The following is a 21,637-nucleotide window of genomic DNA, read 5'->3' as shown; positions in this document are numbered from 1 at the left end:
TTGATCGAAAGAACGATAGGACAGATCTCCACCATGATCAATGTAATGAACGACCTTTCGCCATATGCCCATGTTATGTTGAAAGGAGCTTCCATTGATTCCAGAAAAATCATTCCCGGCAACCTTTTCGTTCCTTTGAAAGGCGATAATTCGGACGGCCACCAATTTGTTGAAAAAGCTTTTGAACAAGGAGCCGCCGCTTCCCTATGGCAAGAGGACGTTCCCCATCCCCCGGAAGGATATCCGCTGATTGTGGTAAAAGATGTTTTAAAAGCGCTGCAGGATCTGGCCAAGGCCTACCGGAACGAACTGCCTGCCAAGGTCGTCGGTATTACCGGCAGCAATGGAAAAACAACGACAAAAGATATAGCGGCATCTGTGATGGGCGAAACATACCGTGTGCAAAAAACAGCAGGAAATTTGAATAATCATATCGGTTTGCCACTTACGATTCTATCTTTGAGAGAAGATACGGAGATTGCCATCCTTGAAATGGGCATGAGTGGAAGAGGGGAAATTTCCCTTTTAACGGATATTGCCAAACCGGATGTGGCGATTATTACCAATATCGGAGAAGCTCACTTGCTAGATCTTGGGTCAAGGGAAGCCATTGCTGATGCAAAGTTTGAAATTACGGAAGGACTGAAAGAAGACAGTCTGTTCGTTTATCCGGGAAATGAACCGCTGCTTGTGCAAAGAGCAAGCAGGTTAAAACAGACAAGGCTCAAAACGTTTGGAGAAACGCCGGACAATGATCTTTATCCGCTACATATACAAATGGAAGAAAGAGGAAGCACTTTTGTCGTTTCCAGTTATCCAGATGAACCATTGTTTCTTCCGATAGCAGGAAAGCATAATATGATGAACGCCATGGCTGCCCTGCATGCGGCTAGAGAATTCTCTGTCCCATTTTCTGATATAAAAGAGGGTTTGAAATCTGTAAAACTGTCTACGATGAGAATGGAATGGAGAAAAGGCCCGAAAGGTTCCACCATTTTAAATGACGTCTACAACTCTAGCCCAACAGCACTCCGTGCGGTGATTGGATTAATTGAATCAATGGATGAAAAAAGAAGGAAAATACTCGTGTTGGGCGATATGTTGGAACTCGGGGAAGATGAAGAAAAATTCCATCGGGAAATAGGCGAAGAAATCAGTCCCGAAAAAATAACGTATGTTTATACATACGGAAGGTTAGGGAAAAGTATTGCGAAGGGGGCAGAAGAAAACTTCCCGGAAGAGCGGGTATTTTCTTTCCAAGATCAAGACGAGCTGGCTGCCGCCCTTCAAGAGAAGCTAACAGGAGGAGAAATCATAGCGGTAAAAGCTTCCAGAGGCATGAAAATGGAAAAAGTTGTGGAAGCTTTGACGCTGGAAGTTGACGAATAACATTATACAAATCATGGTAAAATGCCTGAAAGGCTTTGTCGCAAAAAATTGTAATCGACTCGTTTTAATGATAGAATAAGCACATCGTTTACAATTTTTTGCAGCGGTTCTTAAAGTGAGTGGGGCATTTTGCCTCATACTTTTTAAAGGAGATTGAGAAGCTTTGACGAAGTTTTCAGATTTGAATTTAAGCCCGGCTATTTTAAAAGCAGTCAATAGAATGGGCTTTGAAGAAGCGACACCGATACAGGCAAAAACAATTCCTCTCAGCAAGGAAGGGAAAGATTTGATCGGCCAAGCCCAAACAGGTACGGGAAAAACGGCCGCATTTGGTATTCCCCTTATTGAAAAAATCGATACAAAAAACCCGACGGTTCAAGGGATCATTATCGCTCCGACACGTGAACTCGCGATTCAAGTATCGGAAGAGCTATATAAAATCGGTATGGATTCCCGTGCAAGAGTCCTTGCCGTTTACGGTGGCTCGGATATTCAACGCCAAATCCGCGCATTGAAAAAAGGCCCGCATATTATCGTTGGAACTCCGGGGCGTATTCTTGACCATATCAACCGGAGAACACTCAAACTGAACAATGTGCATACGCTTATTTTGGATGAAGCAGATGAAATGTTGAATATGGGCTTTATTGATGATATTGAAGCCATATTGAAAACCGTTCCGGATGAAAGGCAAACGTTGCTTTTTTCAGCAACGATGCCGGACCCGATCCGCCGGATTGCCGAACGGTTTATGAAATCGCCTGAAACAGTTCGGGTTCAAGCCCGCGAGATGACGGTGCCTTTAATTGAACAATATTTTATTAAGGTGCCTGAAAGGGAAAAATTTGACGTTCTTTCCCGGCTTCTTGACGTGCAATCACCCGAATTGGCCATCGTCTTTGGCCGGACGAAACGCCGTGTGGATGAGCTGGCGAACGCCTTGACAGTCAGAGGCTATACAGCAGAAGGAATTCACGGTGATTTAAGCCAGGCGAAGCGCATATCCGTTTTGAAAAAATTTAAAGAAGGCAGAGTCGACGTCCTGGTCGCGACCGACGTTGCCGCCAGGGGCCTGGATATTTCGGGTGTCACGCATGTTTATAACTATGACATCCCGCAAGATCCGGAAAGCTATGTTCACCGGATCGGCCGGACAGGGCGGGCCGGAAAAGAAGGGATGGCTGTTACATTCGTCAGCCCGCGGGAAATGGGTTATTTGCGTATTGTCGAACAGACAACGAAAAAACGGATGCAGCCGATGCGCCCGCCAACCTGGGATGAGGCGCTCGAAGGACAGCAGCGCATCGCGATGGAAAGACTGAGCGAAGCAATTCAGGAAGGCGATTTGGATGAGTATAAAACGAGTGCCAAAGATTTATTGACTGAGCATGATGATCCTGTTGAAATCATTGCTGCTGCGCTCAAAGTCATCACAAAGGAACCGGACAAAACGCCGGTCCATATTTCGGAAGAACGTCCGCTTCCTTCTAAAAGGGAGCATTTTGGCGGCGGAGGGCGAAGCAGACGCGGAAAGCCGGGGCAGCAATCATACAAGGGCCACCGGAAACCGCAGCGCCGTCCTAGCGGCCGCAGAACATCTTATTAAGTAAGAAACGCAATATTTACTCGCTTATAACCGTCCGTGCAAGAGGCGGCATATAAGAACACGCTCAAAAAGCGTAGGCGGTCAACATATGTTATAAACAATCGGAGGGTTTGAATCTTCCGATTGTTTTTTTGTTGGAAATTAGCTACATTTTTATTGTGCAAGATGTAAAATAGGCAATGACATGGTACGATCATTTCGTATGTATTGATGCAAACTGAGGGGAGAATTTCATGGAGATCACTATACCGGCAAAACGAATATCGAAGCGCGGATTAAAAGTATGGAGGATGATGGGCGTCATTTTTTCGCTTATCGCATGGGCGATTGCAATTGGTGTGGGAGTAGCGGCTTATTTCTTGGATTGGCCTGTTTGGATCGTTGTAGTAACCGGCCTGCTGGCTTTGATAGAAACAGTCAGCGCCGTTTGGATCATTCCTTCAATCCGTTGGAAACGCTGGAGGTATGAGGTAAATGAGCATGAATTGGAGCTGCAGCACGGCGTCATTTTTGTACACCGGACGCTTGTTCCGATGGTGAGGGTTCAACATGTCGATACCTCACAAGGACCGCTCTTAAAAAAATACGATTTAGCGACCGTTTCTATTTCGACTGCGGCGACCACACATGAAATACCGGCAGTCGATGTAGGGGAAGCGGAGGAATTACGCCGTTTGATTTCGGCTTTGGCAAGGGTGGCAAAAGATGATGTCTGAACCAAAACGTCTCCATCCCATTACTATTTTTTACGAAATCATGAGTGCCTTAAAAGAATTGATCATTCCCTTTATTTTATTTGTTATCATTGGAAATTCAGGTGATGACTCTTTTTGGAATAAAGTGCCGCTTTTTATTTTTATCCTTTTAATCGTGACGATGATCGTTTCCGGCTTTATAAAATGGCTTCGTTTTACTTATTGGCTTGAAGACCAAGAACTACGGATTACCCAAGGGTTGTTCGTAAGGAAGAAAAGATACATCCCTTTTGAACGGATTCAAAGCTTGGATCTTTCGGAAGGCATTTTTCACCGTCCTTTTCAGCTTGTAAAAGTAAAGGTGGAAACAGCGGCTTCCAGCGACAATAAAGCGGAGGCGGAACTGACTGCCATTCACAAAGAAGAGGCCGCCGCTTTGCAAAAAATCATTGCGGATGCCAAGCGGGGAAAGAATGCGGAAGATGTGGAAGAAGAAGTGATTGAAGAGGTCGTTTATAAAATCACTACGCCTCAACTGTTTTTTCTGGCTACTACCTCGGGACGGGCCGGAGTGGTGATTTCCGCTTTTCTGGCTTTTATTTTCCAATTTGAAGACTTCATCCCGTATGAAAAGGTATTTAATGAAATGCAGGAGTTGATTCGTTACGGGGTCTTGTTTATATCGGCGATCGTGTTTGTTGTCTTGGTCATTGCCTGGCTTATTTCCGTATTAATAGCTTTCTTTAAGTACAATGACTTTACCGTTAAAAAAGTGGAAAATGATTTAATCATTACACGCGGGCTGCTCGAAAAAAGAACGACGACTGTTCCACTGCACCGGATTCAAGCATTGAAGATTACGGAAAGTCCGATTCGCCAGCCGTTTGGATATGCGAGTGTGAAAATCGAGAGTGCGGGAGGAACTGTCATGGAAGAGGACAGCTCATCTATTGACCTTTTGCCTGTTGTGAAAAAGAGCCAGATTCCCGATATTTTGGGAGAGGTATTGCAGGAGTTTTCATTTGTGACCGATTTGAAGCCCGCTCCAAAGAAATCTCTAAGGCGATACTTATTTGTTAAAGTCCTTATCGCCTTCGTAGCAACCATTGTACTGTCAGCCACTTTTTGGCCGTATGGCTTGCTGGCATGCATTTTGATTGGAGGAGCGGCGGTCTGGGGGTATGCCCAATTTCGTTCAGCCGGTTGGAATATCCATGGCCGGCAGTTGACGATGCGGTTCCGAACGATTGAACAGCACACGGTACTCATGAACAAGAACCGGATTCAAGCCTTTGACATGAGCGTCAACTGGTTTCAAGATCGTGCCGATCTTGCCGGTGTGGAAGCTAAGGTAAAATCGGGAGAAGCGTTTGAAAGGGGGCATATTCCCCATATAGAACAGGAGGCTGCCCAAGAAATATATAAGTGGTACAGCCATCGAGAATTTACCAAAAGCGAACAGGCTTGATCTGAATTAATAATGCGCCGATCAAAAAACCGGCAATCAGGCCAGAAATGTGGGCCGTAATATTGATGCCTGATTGAAAAAATGTCATGATGACCCCGATCGCGGCCATTGGCAGGATCACTTGCTTGCCTTGCGGGGGCATCGCTCCTTTTTTTAATGCAATAATAGCCAAATAGATTCCAAACAGGCCGAAAATCGCACCGCTCGCCCCCAGATGGGTATAGTACGGAGGGTTCAGCAAATAAGTGGCAATATTGGCCGCAATTCCGCAGGCCAAATAGACGAAAACAAACAGCCATTTTCCAAGAGCACGCTCCAAAGCGGGGCCAAACAGCACAAGTGAAAAAGAATTAAATAAAACATGGGCTAAGCCTGCATGCAGAAAAATGGGGGTTACAAGCCGCCAATACTCGCCCATGCCAATGTAAATATTAACACCCACGAGCGATTCGAAAATCAGCTTGTTGGGAAGAAGCGGAAGCTTCATTGATAGAAAAAGGATCAAATGAATGGCGACAACTGTGGTAACAACCGGGTAAAGTTGCTTAAACTGTTTAAAAGACTCGGTACGGACAAACATATGTGTCTCCTTTCGGATTTTTCATAAAAAAATGAAACGTATATTGCTTCTCCCATTATATTAAACAGAGACGAATAGTAGAAGGGATGTGCAGCCGTGATTGCTGGAATCGGTCTGGACCTTGTGGAGCTAGACAGAATTGAGAGGCTTAGGCAGAGCCAGCCTCGGTTTCCAGGGCGAATTTTAACTCAAAAAGAACTTATGCAATATGATACCTTGCCCGCAAAGCGGAAAACAGAATTCCTTGCCGGAAGGTTTGCGGCAAAGGAGGCGTTTGCAAAAGCGCTGGGAACCGGAATTGGCAAGGGTATATCCTTTATGGACATTGAAATCGGGTCGCAATCTAGCGGAAAGCCATTTATCGCGAAGCCTGCAATGGGGAAGTCGCATGTGTCCATTACGCACACGAAGCAGTATGCCGCGGCACAAGTGATTATAGAAGATAGCCAATAACCCCATTTTCCTGGACCGTAAATAGGAAAATCAAATGATACCTTATCGGACTGCAAAGTTCAACCTGAAACAATCTTTTCCGTTGCCGCCACATAATTGGCGGCTTTTCTTTTGACATATTGTCCACGGTTGTCTCATATATTTTTAATGCGTCAGGAGAGAGGGGGCAGGGCCCGGAATGATTGCCACGTTGTGCGGGGCGCTCGCGGGAAAAAACGGATGATGGCCAATGATCCCGGGTTTCCGGCTTCCTCTCTTCTTTTTATGTGTAAATGAGACAACGAAGGGGTTGAAGGAATGAGAAAGGGGCTATGGCTATTTGCAGGATTGTTGCTGGCGATGCTCGTACTTTCGGCCTGTGGAGAAAAATCAAAGGAGGATGTGACAAAAGGGCTGGATAAAAAGGTTGGGGAGTTAAAAGGGTACAAGGCAAAGGCCAAGATGACGCTGGAAGTCGGGAGTAAGCCGCAAGTGTACGATATAGATGTTTGGCATCATAAACCGGGCGATTACCGGATTCATTTGAAAAGTGCCAAAAAAGAACAGAGTCAAATGATTCTTCGTAATAAAAGCGGCGTCTACGTATTGACTCCTGCCTTGAACAAAAGTTATCGCTTCCAGAGTGATTGGCCGAAAAACAGCAGTCAGGCTTATTTGTATGAGTCACTTGTCCAAGATGTCCTAGAGGATCAGGAAGCGAAATTTAAATCGACGAAAGAGCATTATATTTTTGAAACAAAAACACGCTACCAAAATAATAAAATGCTTCCATCGCAGGAAATTACATTCCATAGAAAGACGTTGGAGCCGGTTAGTGTGCAGGTCATGGATACGGATAAAAATCCGGTCGTCACTGTTGAATTCACAAAAGTCGATTTTGACGCGAAATTTGATAATGATGCGTTTGATACGAAGAAAAACATGACGAGCGCACAGTTGGAAGTTCCGGTATTAGCCGATTTGAACACAAAAGAGTTTACAGTGAAGTATCCGATGGCCGAGATTCCGGGTGTGAGTCTTGCCGATGAAAAATCCGTCGAAACTGACGAGGGCAAGCGTGTGATATTGACCTATGAAGGTGAAAATAAATCATTTACACTGATTCAAGAAAAAGCGGAAGTCATTCCAACCGCTTCCATGGAAACAGTCGATATGGACGGAGAAATGGTGGATCTCGGGTTTGCTGTCGGCGTGATGAACGACCATTCGATTGTATGGAGCGAAGCCGGAGTGGATTATTTGCTGGCGTCACAAGATTTGACACAGGAAGAGTTATTGGGTGTTGCTCGTTCAGTTCAAGGCTACTCAGAGAAATAACGGTCCGCAAAAATATTCTGTTCCCTTTCAGGTTATATCTACCTGAAAGGGATTTTTTTTGCCGTAAGATTTGTAGGGGGGAATGTTTTATGAAAAAATGCTATGACCAGGATGTCGGTCCGTTTTACGGCTCGCTGTAAGTGTCCCGGCTATAGAGGATAAACCGTCTGCCACTCGCAATCCCGACGTGGTTCTTTAAAACGGGCTCTTTTGTCCACCTATAAAAAGAAAGTGTAATTCATTTGAAGTTTTAAATCCGGATATGGCGAAAAAGTTTACCTCTTCCAGCCTCCATTTAAAGGATCGGCACGTAGGAAGAGGTGTTTTTTATGCGGGAAAATATCGAGTGGAGGAAGGGGGGGGCAAATGTTGCGCTTTGGATCCTAAAGTTTTTTCTGGCTGATTTAAAAAGAGAAACGTATGATGGGTATAATAGAAAAAGGCTTGGATCAAACACATCTGCTTCATCTCGATATTTTGATATCATAGGATTGAGCAGCTTTTCAATCATATTGATAGCGTATCGCTGAAATTGGCAAGTATGACCCGCGGCTTGTTAGGTGGTGGGTGATACGGCAGCGTGTCAGTGATTGTTTCTTTACAATCATAGAACGGTTTGATAACTTGGCTACATTCATTGGGTTGATGAGAAAAACGGATATCCAACTTTGGATTAATGAGGAAAGCCCGGATATCCAAAAATTGAATGTGTTCACCAGAGGCTGATTTGATGGCACGATGGAACGTCCTTTATTCTGGGAGGGCGTTAATAGGGATGCGTGTTTGCGGAGGATTTCTTTTGCATTATTTTCTTCTGCGATCGTTTTCGTGTTCCCGGTGCGAATAGTTCCGATCGTATTGGCAGGCGCACTCATAACTATAGTAGCTTTGATAGGAGACATCGCCATAGGGGTGACTTGCGCTTTATGGAAAATGTTGAAGGCGCTATATGGGTTATGCAGTAAATAAAGAGAGGGATATGGATTGGGCATTACAAAAGAAAACTTGAAAAAAAGAATAGACGTGGCGGCAAAAAGAGCCCCGGCTGATTTAGTGATTAAAAACGGCAAGGTTGTCAATGTCTTTACAAGGGAGATTATCAGAGAGGATATTGCCATTGTGGATGGTTATATCGCCGGAACAGGAACATTTGAAGGGAAGGAAACGGTGGATGCATCCGACAAGTATATCGTGCCCGGCTTTATTGATGGCCACGTCCATATTGAGTCCGCGATGGTCACTCCGCCGGTGTTTTCCAATGTAGTCCTTCCGCATGGGGTGACGACCATCATTGCCGACCCGCATGAAATCGCAAATGTAGCAGGAACGTATGGAATCGACTTTATGCTCCATACATCCGAAGATATTCCACTGGAGGTTCTCTTGGTGCTGCCATCATGTGTTCCCGCCACGCCTTTTGAAAATGCGGGAGCGTCGCTTGAAGCTTCAGATTTGGAACCATATTACTCCCATCCCAGAGTGATTGGACTCGGAGAGGTCATGGATTATCCTTCAGTGCTTCATAAAGATGACAATATGCTAGACAAAATCATGAATGCAACGGCTAGAGAAAGGCATATTGATGGCCACGCATCCGGAATTCATTCGGATGGAATCAATGTATATATGGCCGCGGGAATCCGTACCGACCATGAATGTGTGACAGCGGAGGAAGCCCTGACAAGATTGAGAAAAGGGATGTATGTGATGTTGAGGGAAGGCTCGGCGGCCAAAGACTTGGTTGCTCTGCTGAAAGCTGTTCATGAACATACTGCGCGCCGCTGCCTATTCGTTACGGATGACAAGCATCTGGATGAAATCATTGATGAGGGAAGCATCGACTATCATGTAAAAACAGCCATACGTGAAGGACTCGATCCTCTACTTGCCATTCAAATGGCTACCTTAAATGCGGCAGAATGTTTCGGACTTAAAACAAAAGGGGCCATCGCACCGGGGTATGAAGCTGATCTCCTACTGTTAAACGACCTCAAGACCGTCGATATTGATCGGGTATATAAAAGAGGAAACCTAGTAGCCCAAAATGGCCATGTGATCCAGCCTAAGAAGGCTTTCGTTGCGTCACCCGCCATAACAGACAGCCTCCATATAAAGCACGTATCTCGTGAAGATTTAAAAGTGAGAATGAATAAAGGAAACAGAGCAAATATTATTGAAATCAAGCCAAAGATGATTGTCACAAAACACCTTATTGAGAAGGTGGATGTGATTGATGGTTTTTTTCAGCCGTGCACCAAAAAAGATCAGTTGAAAATAGCAGTCGTCGAACGTCATAACGAAACAGGAAATATCGGTCTTGGGATTGTGAAAGGAATGGGGATGAAAAGAGGGGCTATTGCGTCGACAGTTGCCCATGATTCGCATAATATTGTCGCCACCGGTACAAATGATGATGATTTGCTGATGGCCATTCAGGTGACAGCAGACATGAAAGGCGGCCTCGTTGTTGTGGAAGGTGGAAAGCCCATTGTTTCCCTTCCGCTGCCGATTGCCGGATTAATGTCGGATCTGGATTATCAGGTGATTCATGAGCGGATCAAAGAGGTTAATAAAGCTTTGGAGCGAATAGGTTGCTCCATGGAATTTAACCCGTTTATTACTTTAGCCTTTATTGCCTTGCCCGTTATTCCTGAATTAAAACTGACTGATACCGGGTTATTTGATGTAAAAACATTCCGGCATATTGAAATTGAAGCGAGTAACATTACATAGGTGAAACGTATTATCTGGCATGAAGTCTCCCGTTTCAAGGCGGGAGATACGTCGCCAGGAAAAGCTTGATTGGTTTAAGGAACGATGGGGAAGTGAAAAATCCACGGTTCAATATATTTTCTTGTTTTTTGCGGTGTTGTTTTTTTGCCAAAATGACTTATGATGGTAATATTCAGGATTTTGCATACGAAAAATGTCAAATCATTTACGTGAAAGTCTATGCTCGTTTTTAGGCTATTTTTATAGAAGAAAGAATTTTTTTCGGCCATAGCTTTTAGGAAACCCGTCTTCTGGCAGTTGTTTGGATGGAGAGCGCAGAATGGGATTGGATAAATATTTACAACATGGATGCATTTCTTATATTTGGGAGGCAGTAGGTTGTCCCCTTCCCAACTTGATCATTTCCTCATTTTTCCATATTCACACATTCCAGCATCAATGTTTGCAACCGCTACAACGAAAACAACAGCTTTTAATTGGACAGAAGAGAGAAAGTACCTTAATGTTTCGCAAAAATCACAATAAAGCGAACGGGAAGGTTTTCTAAAAATCAATTGACATATGTGTGCCCTGATTGAATAATCAATAATGTGAAGTCGATCTGGGGAGTGTGACTTACTTGAATGAAGAAATTCCATTTTTCCGTGATACATGGACGGAAATTGATTTAGATGCCTTGTATGACAATGTTAAAATGATCAGAAACGCGTTGCCGCGGAACACACATATGCTGGCCGCCGTGAAGGCGAACGCGTATGGCCATGGGGCTTTGCAGGTTGGCTTGGAAGCGTTAAGAGCAGGGGCGCACGGTTTGGTTGTGGCACTGCTAGATGAAGCATTATGGCTAAGAAAGCATGGAATTGAGGCGCCGATTCTCGTGCTTGGCGCTATTCGGCCAAGCGATGCCGGAGTGGCTGCCCGTTACAATATTTCCGTACCCGTTTTTCAAACAGACTGGTTAGAGGAAGCGAGCCGGTCGATGAAGGACGGCGACGTATTAAAAGTCCATATAAAATGCGATACCGGCATGGGACGAATTGGCCTTAGAAGAGCCGATGAGCTGAAAGAAGTTGAAAAAATGGTCTCTGCATCGGACAAGTTTTTGTTTGAGGGCATCTTTACGCATTTTGCGACTGCAGATCAACAAGAAGAAGGTTATTATCAGCAGCAACTGGAAAAATTCAAACGATTTATTGATCTTTTGGAAACAGTTCCGACTTATATTCATGCCGCAAACAGCGCTGCTGCCCTTTGCCACCATGATTCCTTGTTCAATACAGCGAGAATCGGGATCGCCATTTACGGTCTTTCTCCATCAGAAGAAAGACAATTTACTCCGGAAACCAGTCAGGTCCTTTCATGGCATACAAAAATTGTTCATGTTAAAAAGCTGCAGGCCGGGGAGTGCGTCGGGTATGGAGCTTGTTACAAGGCCCGCGAAGAAGAGTGGATCGCCACGCTTCCGGTTGGGTACGCGGACGGCTGGCTCAGAAAGCTGGAAGGCCAGCGGGTTATTATAGAAGATGAATTTGCCCCGATTGTTGGGAGAATTTGTATGGATCAAACAATGATTCGTCTCCCCCGCTATTTTCCGGTTGGAACAGAAGTTACGCTCATCGGCGGGCGGCAAGACCTGTTTATTTCCGTGGATGACATCGCCCAAAAGCTTGATACAATCAATTATGAAGTAACATGTTCGATCAATTTTCGTGTTCCGAGGGTGTTTAAACGAGGGAAGCAAGCCGTCGAAATTGAAAATAAACTTTCTACTCGATTTTTGTAAAATTTCAGTAGAAAAAAGAAGGAATTCAGCTAAAAAGGGAGAAATGATGTATAAGGAATTCTTTGCCGGGCCGATAATAGAAAAAGAATCCCAAATGTTCTTTGCAGGACTGCTGTTTGATGGTATGATTATAGTTGATTTGAATTAAAACGGCTTGTATTGATGGTGGAGGTGTGGTTAGTGTCTGAATCCAGCGCAACAACTGAAATTATTATTCGTTTACCACAGCAACTCTTGGCGGAGCTGGACGGATTTGTAGAACAAGAGAATGTAAATCGAAACGAATTTATTTACCGCGCTACGAAAATGTATATTCGTGAACGAAAAAAACGCCACATAGTAGAATCAATGAGACGAGGCTACATGGAAATGGCCAAGATCAACCTTGCGATTGCATCGGAGGCTATACAGGCGGAATACGAGGCAGAGCATACTGTCGAACGGCTTGTAAGCGGGGGATGATCTTTTGGGCGTTAAGCGAGGCGATGTATATTTCGCCGATTTATCCCCGGTAGTAGGCTCGGAACAAGGGGGAGTCAGGCCGGTGCTCGTGATCCAAAACGATATCGGGAATCGTTTCAGCCCCACGGTCATTGTTGCGGCCATTACAGCACAAATCCAAAAAGCTAAGTTGCCTACGCATGTAGAAATTGATTCAAAGCGTTATGGTTTTGAACGGGATTCAGTCATTCTGCTTGAACAGATTAGAACGATTGACAAGCAGCGTCTAACGGATAAAATTACACATCTGGACGAAGAAATGATGGAAAAGGTGGATGATGCCTTACAAATCAGTTTGGGCCTCATCTCTTTTTAAAAAATTGTCAGCTTGTAGGGAATGCAGGTATTATGATTCTCTACAAGCTTTTTTATGATCATTTTTAGTAAAACAGGCTATATGAGCCACATTTATGAAGCTATTGACCAATGGATGCTTTCATGATAAGGCTTTTGTTGTAGAAAACATGCTCAATCAATATGCTGATAGAGCCTCTGGATAAAGCATTGTGATCCGTGAGAATCCCATGTTAAAGCGAATATATAAAGGGGATTATAAGGAATGCAAAAAATAGATAAACTCATCCCGATTTATCGGGAACAAAAAGCATATACGATATTTTATGACCGAGAACATCATAAATTTTATAAGTTTCAGCACCAGGAGTTTTATGCGATTCTCATATTAATCATCTATTCACTTGCCATCCTTGGAGGAATATACTTGGCCAATGAAATATTTCTCTACTTTTCATTTGCAGGAAATGTAGTGATTATGTTCTTACTTACTTGCATTGGCATTGTGATCATCGGGAGTTATTTCGTAGCAAAAATGTATTATCGAAGTTTCTATGCACAAAAGCCAAGGGAGATTTTTTTAAACAGGGAGAGCATGGAAACATATGCCAGAAAAGGGATTCAACAATATCGTGTATCCATATACGCCGGGGGCGGTTTGAGTGTTTTAATGGCCCTTATTTCTTTTATATTGACATTGGTGTTTGCCCGGCTAGATTTTTTGGTCTTGGGTGGACTCGGGATCACAAACACATTCCATTTACTTTTTATAAAGCCTTTTACGACACAAAAAATACTGAAGCAAATGGTTCATAACGAAATAAATGATTCGTAAATACCACTAAGGAACCCGAGTCTGGAGGAAGGTGCCCTCTCTCTGGAACGAGGAATCGTGTGCTACATCCCCACGTGTAGACCGAACAAGTGGGGGAAGCCCGGGAAACATTTTGATGAGCTGGAGCAGTTGCTGTTCACCGGGTAAAGAGCAGCCGGGTGTAGTACAGGGAATGTCTTGTATAAACAAGGGGGAGAGTTTCCCCGTATTGTCTAACAGCCAACAATGTCGTTTATTTCTTTTTCGAATGCTGTTATCGGCATTTTGTAAATGGAAACAGGTTCGCTATTGTTTATGATCACTTTCCTATAAACGAGAGATAAGAAATATACTCTTTCCCTCCAAGTTTCCTTTCAGGGGTTTTTCGTATTTCACGTTCTTTTATTGATGTTTATCATACTCCAACATCCGCCTCTTCCACATCGCTACTTGTTCCTCCATCCCTTCTTTCCGGTAAAAATCAATTAAACATTCATAAAATTCAAGAGCAGGTATTAATTGGATGGCTTTTTTTAACTGATAAATGGCTGTCATATAATTATTTTGCTTTTTATAAGCGTAAGCATTCTCCCGCTGAACTGAAAGTAGGGGATACGTATCAACTCAATGTCGTTCCTGTATATGAAAAGAACGAACCAAAACCAACATATAGGCACAAAGCTACTTTTAAATCCAGCAATTCTGAACTTGCCAGTGTACGAAATGATGGGCTTATTCAGTTTCATAAGTACGGCACAGTCGTCATTTATGCAACTTACGGAGACATAGAAGAAAGCTGGTTGTTTGAAATAGACGATGATTATCTTTACTTGAACGAGCAACGAATATTAAAATCAGGGAAAACTTACACATTAAAAGGTACAAATGTACAGCTTTCCACCCCCGAAAATCTGCTTGCAGGAACGAGAATGTTTATTCAACATGCCGATATACGAAACACAAATTATAAGGGGCTAAACCAAGCAGGCGATAGATATTCATTTACGGTTGATAGTCCAAATCCGTTCCACCTGACAGATCCATATACCTTAACGATGGGATACGATCAAAAATTGTCAAGTGCCCAAGTAGCTATTTATTATCTTGATGAACAACAAAGGAAATGGGTGCATGTTGGTGGCGAAGTAGATCCAAAGAAACATGTCATTACAGCAAGAGTGCCACATTTTTCAACGTATGCCGTATTTTCAGATGACCAATCGCCTGACATAATCATCTTTGAAGCTGAACCTGGGGAAAAAGCAGTAAAATTAAAATTCAAGGCTGAAGACGCCTCTGGGGTCAGTTATTATCGGCTATTAAAAAATGGAAAAGAAATTGCGACATTACAAGGAACGGATGAAGTATATACAGACCATGATGTAAAGCCGGATACGGTTTATACTTATCAATTAATATCGGGAGATATATACGGAAATGAATCTAGCCAAACGATTCAAGCCAGAACGAAGAGCGCATCCATATCGGGGGTGAAGACCCCGCCGAAAACCGAGCAGCCGGAATTGGGTAACAAACATCAAAACACGAAACAATCCGCTGCACTTAACAAAGAAACAGAGAAAAGAGTTGTTGATGAGGCAGGAAATGATCAAGGAATAGCGCAGCCTGCTCCTAATAAGCCACTGCCAAATACAGCTACGAACATGCTTTGGTACTTGCTTATGGGAATGATTATTTTTAGTCTCGGAATAAGTATATTATTTTGGTTGTGGCTAAAAAGAAGACGCCAAGTTTGAACGAAATAGTTCTTTAATGTACAAAAACAGTCCCATGTGTTAGAAACTAATGCGTGGACTGTTTTTTGTTTCACTTTTTTATAGTGAAGCCTTCTTAAACGGCCTTCTTAGAATCATGATTAAATAACCAAACTAAAGACTTTTTAACTATTAAATTTCCTCTTAATGGTGAAATGTAATGCATATTTAGTGAAATGAAGAAGACATGCGAATGAAGTCATCCTTATTTGATATAATTCATATGGACAAGGTGTTAGAAGAGATCACTTATACTAGTATGGACGGAGGCGGAAGGAAAAACGTCCACTGTGGAAGCCGATGATCAATATTCCTCGTCCAGATGAGGTGAGCGCCCCATTCGAACGGGATGATAGTGATCGGTAACATCTGGGAAAAACTCTCATGCAACTAGACTATCAGAATGAAAAGAAAGCACCATAGGCCATGAGAGAGGTTATTTTTGTGCAAAATTGGAAATCGCATCGTTAATTTCTTTCATAATGATTTGGCCACAATGGATGAGTCGTAAAAGTCATACCCGGCGTGACAGCAAGTTTTATGGGCTGCCTTCACTAGTAGCCGTCAGGTTTTGCAAGCCCTCTTGTTGTAAAAATAAGGAGATTGCAATAGCGTTTGGCAACGATTATTATTGGAATTATTTGTAAAATATTGTGGTGATAAATTGTTTTTTTGGGCCTGATATTGTTAAAATAGGGTTATTGATATCATTGAAGCTAAGGAGCTGTACGAATAGGAGGAAATTTGTTGAAAATGGAAGTCGCCAATTTTTTGAAAAAAAATAGGAACAAATTGATGGATGACTGGATCGTGGAGATGAAACAGCTGGGCGGGGATGGCCCGTTACATGTCATTTCTGACGATAAATTTGAAAGCATAAGCAGGGAGTTTTTTGACATCGCTGTTTTCAATATCGTAGATTCAGAGAATCGTTACGAAACGAAAGTCGAAAGATTTGCGGAACAAGTTGTGAGAATTGGCTGGCCGCTCACCTTTTTAATGTCCGGCCTGCAAGTACTGAAGACCCTTATCTTTGACTGGATGAAGGAAGAAAATAATTATGGGGCCGATGATCTTGTGAAACTTTTTCATGAAATAGAAAATTGGATTTCCCCATTGAACAGACAAATCGTCGAGGCATATTCCAATAGTTGGGAGAAAACAGTTTTTTTACAAAAAGTGGCTCTTCAGGAACTGTCAGCTCCACTCATACCCGTATTTGAAAAAATTTCCGTCATGCCCTTGGTGGGAACCATCGACACGGAACGTGCCAAGCTGATCATGGAAAACTTGCTGTCGGGTGTTGTCAAACATCGGGCGGATGTCGTTCTTATCGATATTACCGGTGTGCCTGTGGTGGATACCATGGTGGCTCATCATATCATTCAAGCGGCGGATGCGGTCCGGCTTGTAGGTTCAAAATGCATGATTGTGGGAATTCGCCCGGAAATCGCCCAGACAATCGTCAATCTCGGCATTCATTTGAACCACATTACGACGACGAGTACATTGCAAAAAGGAATAGAGAAAGCACTAGCCTTCACAAATAGAAAAATAGTGGTACTTGAGGAGGGTGCTCATTGAGAATACCAATCTTAAAGCTTCGGGATTGTCTGCTAGTTTCGATTCAATGGGAACTCGATGATCAGACAGCACTGGAGTTCCAAGAGGATCTTTTAAATAAAATTCATGCCACCAATGCTCGTGGTGTCGTGATTGATATTACTTCGCTCGATATCATTGATTCGTTTATCGCGAAAGTGCTGGGCGATGTAATGGAAATGTCCAAGCTAATGGGAGCCAAAGTAGTCATTACCGGGATCCAACCTGCTGTAGCCATTACGCTTATTGAGTTGGGTATTCGCATGGAGGACGTGACTACAGCCCTTGATTTAGAAAATGGATTGGATAAATTACAACAGGAACTGGGGGATTAGCCTATGGAGCTGCAGTCCTTTGTAAAAATATCAAATGAATGGGACATCGTGGCAGTTCGCCAATTAGGCAGAAATGCAGCAAAGGAACTGGGCTTTGGGGTAGTTGACCAGGCAAGAATAACAACTGCAATCAGCGAATTGGCTCGAAACATCTTTTTATACGCAGGTGAAGGAAAAGTTTGGATAGAGAAAGAATTTTTGGATGGAAAAAAAGGGCTTAAAATTATCGCGCAGGATCAAGGACCCGGGATTGAAGATATTCGCAGAGTAATGGAGGACGGGTATTCCACTTCTGGGGGATTGGGCGCCGGCCTTCCAGGTGTAAAGCGGCTGATGGATGATTTCAATATAGAGTCTGAACCAGGAAAAGGCACTGTGGTAACTGCGGTGAAGTGGCTCCGATAAGGGGAGTGATTCTTAATGGGGTTTTGGGAAACAATTGTACCGAAGTACAAAGAGATTATTCGGAAATACCTAAACGATAAAGATGAAAATATCCTTTATCAAGGACAAAAATTAAGCCGGAAATTGATTGAACATCAAATAGCACCAGAGGAAGTAATCAGCCTTCACAAGTCCATTATGATGGAAGAAAATTACTCTGCTGGAAAAATCATTGACTCTTTTGATGTGCTTCTAGAAGTGATGTTGGGCTACGGACTTGCCTATCGGGAACATCAAAGCCTTAGAACGGAGCAGCTGGCTTTGCGGAACGAAATTGAAGTAGCGGCAAACATGCAGGAAACACTGCTAAGGACATCCATTCCTTCGGTTAAAGGGGTGGATATTGGGGCGATCAGTGTGCCGGCCCGACAAATGAATGGAGATTATTTCCATTTTGTTTCAAACGATAGCCACCTCGTCGGAATAGCCATCGCTGATGTTATTGGTAAAGGCATACCCGCGGCACTTTCGATGTCAATGATTAAATATGCGATGGACAGCCTTCCGGGAGATGATCACAGTCCCGGCTCGGTATTGAAAAGTTTAAACCGTGTCGTGGAGCAAAACGTTGACCCGAATATGTTTATAACGATGTGCTATGGCACTTATGATGCAAAGCAACATCTATTCAGCTATGCGACCGCCGGACATGAACCGGGATTTTTTTATAAGGCGAAAAGCAAGGAATACTTAGATTTTTGCGGCAGAGGTTTATTGCTTGGTATTAATAAAAATACCGAATATAAAGAGTATGAAATCCAATTAGAACCGGGTGATATGATTATTCTCATGTCCGATGGGGTAACGGAATGCCGGACGGAAGAAGGTTTTATCGAAAGGGAAGATCTCACAAGTTACATTGATCGATATATTCATCTTCCAGCCCAGGAAATCGTGAATAATGTGTTTAAAGATTTGGAAAGACTACAGGAATTTGAATTGCGGGATGACTTTACGTTAATCATTTTAAAAAGAACGAAATAAAAACATGTTTATCTTTTTGAAAACGCGGGTAAGTGTTAAAAGCAACTATTCAGGAATTATATAGGGGTGGATATTTGTGAATGTTTCTATAAAAATAACCGAAAACAACAATGCTGTTCACGCGTCTATAGCTGGTGAAATTGACGCCTACACAGCTCCTAAAGTTCGAGATGAATTAATAAAGCATGCCGAGAAGAAGGGAATGCAATTAGTTGTAGATTTAACCGAAGTTACATACATGGACAGCACGGGTCTTGGGGTGTTCGTAGGGTTATTTAAGCAGCTCCGCGCAAATGAAGGAGATTTGACATTAACTGGAATGTCGGAAAGATTGCAAAGGCTGTTTGATATTACCGGGCTTGCAGATGTGATGGACATCAATACCGAGGTAGAGGGTGGAGTATAAATGGAGGCATCGTTTGATTATATCGAGATGAAGGTTCCCGCAAAGCCGGAATATGTTGGAGTCATACGGTTAACCCTTTCAGGAATCGCCAGCAGAATGGGCTTTTCCTATGAAGTCATTGAAGATATTAAAATTGCCACAAGTGAAGCAGTGACCAACGCTGTCCAACATGCTTACAACAGGGAAGAGAACGGGGAAGTTGTAGTAGGCTTTGCTCTTTATGAGAACCGTTTGGAAGTTATGGTAGCAGATTCCGGAAAAAGCTTCGATATAAAAGAAACCCGCGCAGAAACAGGTCCTTATTCTAATGGAGAACAAGTGGAATTTTTGCGTGAAGGAGGCTTGGGTCTGTATTTAATCGAGAGTCTAATGGACGAAGTCAATGTAAAGCTGCACAAAGGCGTCAGCGTGTTCATGACGAAATTTCTCGAAAGGGAGCAGGTGGAGATGGATGCCGAAAAAATCTCAACCTGATATCGCCAAAAGCGAGGTCAACGAATGGATCAAGGCGTTTCAACTTCATGAAGATAGGGAAGCTCAAGACAAGCTCGTCATGCATTATAAAAATCTGGTAGAATCGATTGCCCGGAAGTATTCCAAAGGAAAATCGCATCACGAAGATATTTTTCAAGTTGGAATCATCGGTCTTTTAGGAGCCATCCGCCGTTATGATGAATCCTATGGAAAGTCTTTCGAAGCATTTGCGATACCGACGATTATTGGAGAAATTAAACGATTTTTACGTGACAAAACATGGAGCGTTCATGTACCTCGCCGAATTAAGGAACTAGGTCCCAAAATCAAAACGACCGTAGAAGAATTGACGAGTGAACTTCAGCGCTCTCCCCAAATTCATGAAATTGCCGAGTGCTTGGATGTGACGGAAGAAGAAGTGCTGGAAGCAATGGAGATGGGGAAAAGTTATCAGGCGCTATCAGTTGATCATTCCATTGAAGCGGATGCGGATGGAAGCACTGTTACGTTGCTTGATATTATTGGAAATGTGGACGAAGGCTATGAAAGAGTCAATCAAAAACTTGTTGTTGAAAAAGTGCTGCACGTATTAACCGAAAGGGAAAAGAAAATTATCCAGTATACGTACTTGGAGAACTTGAGCCAAAAGGAAACCGGAGACTTGTTGAACATATCGCAAATGCACGTGTCACGCCTGCAAAGGCGAGCGATTAAAAAGCTTCAGGAGGCCATTTTTGCAGAACCAATTGATACGGAGAAATCAACCTTATGATCCACTTAAAACATAAACAGCTGGAAGCATACGCCTTTCAAAGAGCAAAAGAAGGCAATCATTTTTGCGGAGACAGTTTTTATATGACGACGACCGACGACTATTTTCTTTGTGTACTTGCCGATGGACTGGGAAGCGGGGAATATGCGCACGAATCTTCCCAAGCCGTTACTTCAGTTGTACAATCAAATCCCGATGAAGACGTGTATACATTAATGGAATTTAGCAATAGGGTGTTATTAAGCAAAAGGGGGGCAGCAGTCGCCATTTTAAAGGTTGACTTTGCCCGCCATGTCTTTGAGTATAGCTGTGTCGGAAACATTCGATTTTATGTATATACTCCTTCTGGAAATTTAATTTATCCAATGCCTATTACCGGCTATATGTCGGGAAGGCCGCAAAAAATTAGAACACAGACTTTTTCGTATGAACCGCAATCGAGATTTCTGATTCATTCCGACGGGTTTACACAAGTTGAATCAAAAAAGCTTTTGAACTCCTATGCTTCAATGTATACACTCGCCAATAAGCTACAACTGTCCCAAGCAAACAAATCTGATGATGTCACTTTTATTGTAGGCAGCCTGCTTTAAGTAGCGGGTTTTTAATATGGGCTAATATCGTATAAAAGTGAATTTGATAGGTTAAACGTAAAAACACAAAAGGCAGTAATCACAAACGCTTTGCTTGTGATGTGAGTTTCTGTCGTTATGGGGAGTAACCAATCCCCAAGGTGTGCGAAGATGTTAGGTAGGATGGAGCGGATATATATATATAGCGGTTAAGTAAAAGGGAGATGGAACATTGGCGGCAAAGGCTATCATTGATAACGTTGCTGTGCCCAGTGTTTTTCGGAAACGTTTTTATCTTGATGAACTTATAGTGATTGATCTTTTATTTTTACAAGTCTCATCATCACCCGGCTCAAAAACTGTCCAAACCGAATTGGTCCAACGGTGATACCGTACGTCAACGTTTTGGATTCGTTTCCGTATAGCGTATCGGCTCTGGAGCCATCCCGGTATTTTATCATATTATTTGATTTTAATGGAATCGATCGCTCCCTTGTACTGATGGCATCATTCTCGTAATAGGAATTTTATCGGGAATAACATGTTCCCGATCAATCCATTGAAAAGATCATTGCGCAGTCGGTCGCTTCATGGTCATGTTCACATTTTTCAGGAACGAGCGCGTCTTCATTTCCGCCGT

General features: G+C 43.0%; 22 protein-coding genes. 20 read left to right on the top strand and 2 right to left on the bottom strand.

Going from position 1 to position 21,637, the window contains the following annotated elements:
* The 4 genes from murF (at nucleotide 1) to NST31_RS07545 (ending at nucleotide 5,158) form a co-directional block, all read left to right on the top strand.
* Entirely contained in the window at nucleotides 1-1,389 is a 1,389-nt protein-coding gene (gene murF, locus NST31_RS07560; protein WP_205179581.1) for a UDP-N-acetylmuramoyl-tripeptide--D-alanyl-D-alanine ligase, read from the top strand.
* Nucleotides 1,390-1,552: 163 nt separating this feature from the next.
* Nucleotides 1,553-2,995, top strand: coding sequence for a DEAD/DEAH box helicase (locus NST31_RS07555; RefSeq protein ID WP_077111427.1), 1,443 nt, complete (start codon nucleotides 1,553-1,555; stop codon nucleotides 2,993-2,995).
* Nucleotides 2,996-3,228: 233 nt separating this feature from the next.
* Entirely contained in the window at nucleotides 3,229-3,711 is a 483-nt protein-coding gene (locus NST31_RS07550) for a PH domain-containing protein (RefSeq protein WP_077111426.1), read from the top strand.
* The gene (locus NST31_RS07545) at nucleotides 3,701-5,158 is read left to right on the top strand and encodes a PH domain-containing protein (protein ID WP_339164810.1); all 1,458 of its coding nucleotides are present in this window, start codon (nucleotides 3,701-3,703) and stop codon (nucleotides 5,156-5,158) included. The genes NST31_RS07550 and NST31_RS07545 overlap by 11 nt, the downstream gene beginning before the upstream one ends.
* Here NST31_RS07545 and NST31_RS07540 read toward each other — a convergent pair.
* Nucleotides 5,136-5,738, bottom strand: coding sequence for a rhomboid family intramembrane serine protease (locus NST31_RS07540; RefSeq protein WP_077111425.1), 603 nt, complete (start codon nucleotides 5,736-5,738; stop codon nucleotides 5,136-5,138). The two genes, NST31_RS07545 and NST31_RS07540, sit on opposite strands and share 23 nt — an antisense overlap.
* A 96-nt stretch (nucleotides 5,739-5,834) precedes the next feature.
* Between NST31_RS07540 and acpS the strand changes: the two genes are divergently transcribed.
* The 7 genes from acpS (at nucleotide 5,835) to NST31_RS07505 (ending at nucleotide 13,654) form a co-directional block, all read left to right on the top strand.
* Complete coding sequence (gene acpS / locus NST31_RS07535; RefSeq protein WP_077111424.1) at nucleotides 5,835-6,191, top strand: holo-ACP synthase; 357 nt, start codon at nucleotides 5,835-5,837, stop codon at nucleotides 6,189-6,191.
* Nucleotides 6,192-6,488: 297 nt separating this feature from the next.
* Nucleotides 6,489-7,508 (top strand): outer membrane lipoprotein carrier protein LolA, encoded by a 1,020-nt coding sequence (locus tag NST31_RS07530; RefSeq protein WP_077111423.1) that lies wholly within the window; start codon nucleotides 6,489-6,491, stop codon nucleotides 7,506-7,508.
* Nucleotides 7,509-8,492: 984 nt separating this feature from the next.
* Nucleotides 8,493-10,241: an adenine deaminase gene (gene ade, locus NST31_RS07525; RefSeq protein ID WP_077111421.1), complete on the top strand. Its 1,749-nt coding sequence runs from the start codon at nucleotides 8,493-8,495 to the stop codon at nucleotides 10,239-10,241.
* 619 nt (nucleotides 10,242-10,860) lie between these two features.
* Entirely contained in the window at nucleotides 10,861-12,024 is a 1,164-nt protein-coding gene (gene alr / locus NST31_RS07520) for an alanine racemase (RefSeq protein WP_339164808.1), read from the top strand.
* Between the two features lie 180 nt (nucleotides 12,025-12,204).
* Nucleotides 12,205-12,486, top strand: coding sequence for a YlcI/YnfO family protein (locus tag NST31_RS07515; protein ID WP_018709208.1), 282 nt, complete (start codon nucleotides 12,205-12,207; stop codon nucleotides 12,484-12,486).
* A 4-nt stretch (nucleotides 12,487-12,490) separates the two neighbouring features.
* A complete protein-coding gene (locus NST31_RS07510) occupies nucleotides 12,491-12,841 on the top strand; it encodes a type II toxin-antitoxin system PemK/MazF family toxin (protein WP_077111417.1) in 351 nt (116 codons plus the stop codon).
* Between the two features lie 243 nt (nucleotides 12,842-13,084).
* Complete coding sequence (locus NST31_RS07505) at nucleotides 13,085-13,654, top strand: hypothetical protein (protein ID WP_339164803.1); 570 nt, start codon at nucleotides 13,085-13,087, stop codon at nucleotides 13,652-13,654.
* 381 nt (nucleotides 13,655-14,035) lie between these two features.
* On the opposite strand, the gene NST31_RS07500 is transcribed toward NST31_RS07505, so the two are convergent.
* A complete protein-coding gene (locus NST31_RS07500) occupies nucleotides 14,036-14,188 on the bottom strand; it encodes a hypothetical protein (RefSeq protein ID WP_339164801.1) in 153 nt (50 codons plus the stop codon).
* Between the two features lie 245 nt (nucleotides 14,189-14,433).
* Here NST31_RS07500 and NST31_RS07495 point away from each other — a divergent pair, with 245 nt between their 5' ends.
* From NST31_RS07495 to NST31_RS07455, 9 genes are all read left to right on the top strand, one after another.
* Entirely contained in the window at nucleotides 14,434-15,390 is a 957-nt protein-coding gene (locus tag NST31_RS07495) for an LPXTG cell wall anchor domain-containing protein (RefSeq protein WP_339164800.1), read from the top strand.
* Between the two features lie 765 nt (nucleotides 15,391-16,155).
* Entirely contained in the window at nucleotides 16,156-16,992 is an 837-nt protein-coding gene (locus tag NST31_RS07490; RefSeq protein ID WP_321189672.1) for an STAS domain-containing protein, read from the top strand.
* On the top strand, nucleotides 16,989-17,345 hold the full coding sequence (locus NST31_RS07485) for an STAS domain-containing protein (protein ID WP_077111413.1): 357 nt from the start codon (nucleotides 16,989-16,991) through the stop codon (nucleotides 17,343-17,345). Before NST31_RS07490 ends, NST31_RS07485 begins: the two co-directional genes overlap by 4 nt.
* A 3-nt stretch (nucleotides 17,346-17,348) precedes the next feature.
* Nucleotides 17,349-17,750, top strand: a complete 402-nt coding sequence (locus tag NST31_RS07480) for an anti-sigma regulatory factor (RefSeq protein WP_077111412.1) — start codon at nucleotides 17,349-17,351, stop codon at nucleotides 17,748-17,750.
* Between the two features lie 15 nt (nucleotides 17,751-17,765).
* On the top strand, nucleotides 17,766-18,773 hold the full coding sequence (locus NST31_RS07475; RefSeq protein ID WP_077111411.1) for a PP2C family protein-serine/threonine phosphatase: 1,008 nt from the start codon (nucleotides 17,766-17,768) through the stop codon (nucleotides 18,771-18,773).
* Between the two features lie 76 nt (nucleotides 18,774-18,849).
* The gene (locus tag NST31_RS07470; protein WP_077111410.1) at nucleotides 18,850-19,179 is read left to right on the top strand and encodes an STAS domain-containing protein; all 330 of its coding nucleotides are present in this window, start codon (nucleotides 18,850-18,852) and stop codon (nucleotides 19,177-19,179) included.
* Entirely contained in the window at nucleotides 19,180-19,653 is a 474-nt protein-coding gene (rsbW, locus tag NST31_RS07465) for an anti-sigma B factor RsbW (RefSeq protein WP_077111409.1), read from the top strand.
* The gene (gene sigB / locus NST31_RS07460; protein ID WP_077111407.1) at nucleotides 19,631-20,425 is read left to right on the top strand and encodes an RNA polymerase sigma factor SigB; all 795 of its coding nucleotides are present in this window, start codon (nucleotides 19,631-19,633) and stop codon (nucleotides 20,423-20,425) included. Before rsbW ends, sigB begins: the two co-directional genes overlap by 23 nt.
* Complete coding sequence (locus tag NST31_RS07455; RefSeq protein WP_077111405.1) at nucleotides 20,422-21,018, top strand: PP2C family serine/threonine-protein phosphatase; 597 nt, start codon at nucleotides 20,422-20,424, stop codon at nucleotides 21,016-21,018. The genes sigB and NST31_RS07455 overlap by 4 nt, the downstream gene beginning before the upstream one ends.
* The last annotated feature ends 619 nt before the right edge of the window (nucleotides 21,019-21,637 follow it).

The organism is Siminovitchia sp. FSL W7-1587, assembly GCF_037963795.1.
In the GTDB taxonomy this organism is placed as follows: Bacteria; Bacillota; Bacilli; order Bacillales; family Bacillaceae_C; genus Siminovitchia; species Siminovitchia thermophila.
The sequence above is the reverse complement of the archived record's forward strand: the minus strand, read 5'-3'. Positions and strand labels throughout refer to the sequence as shown.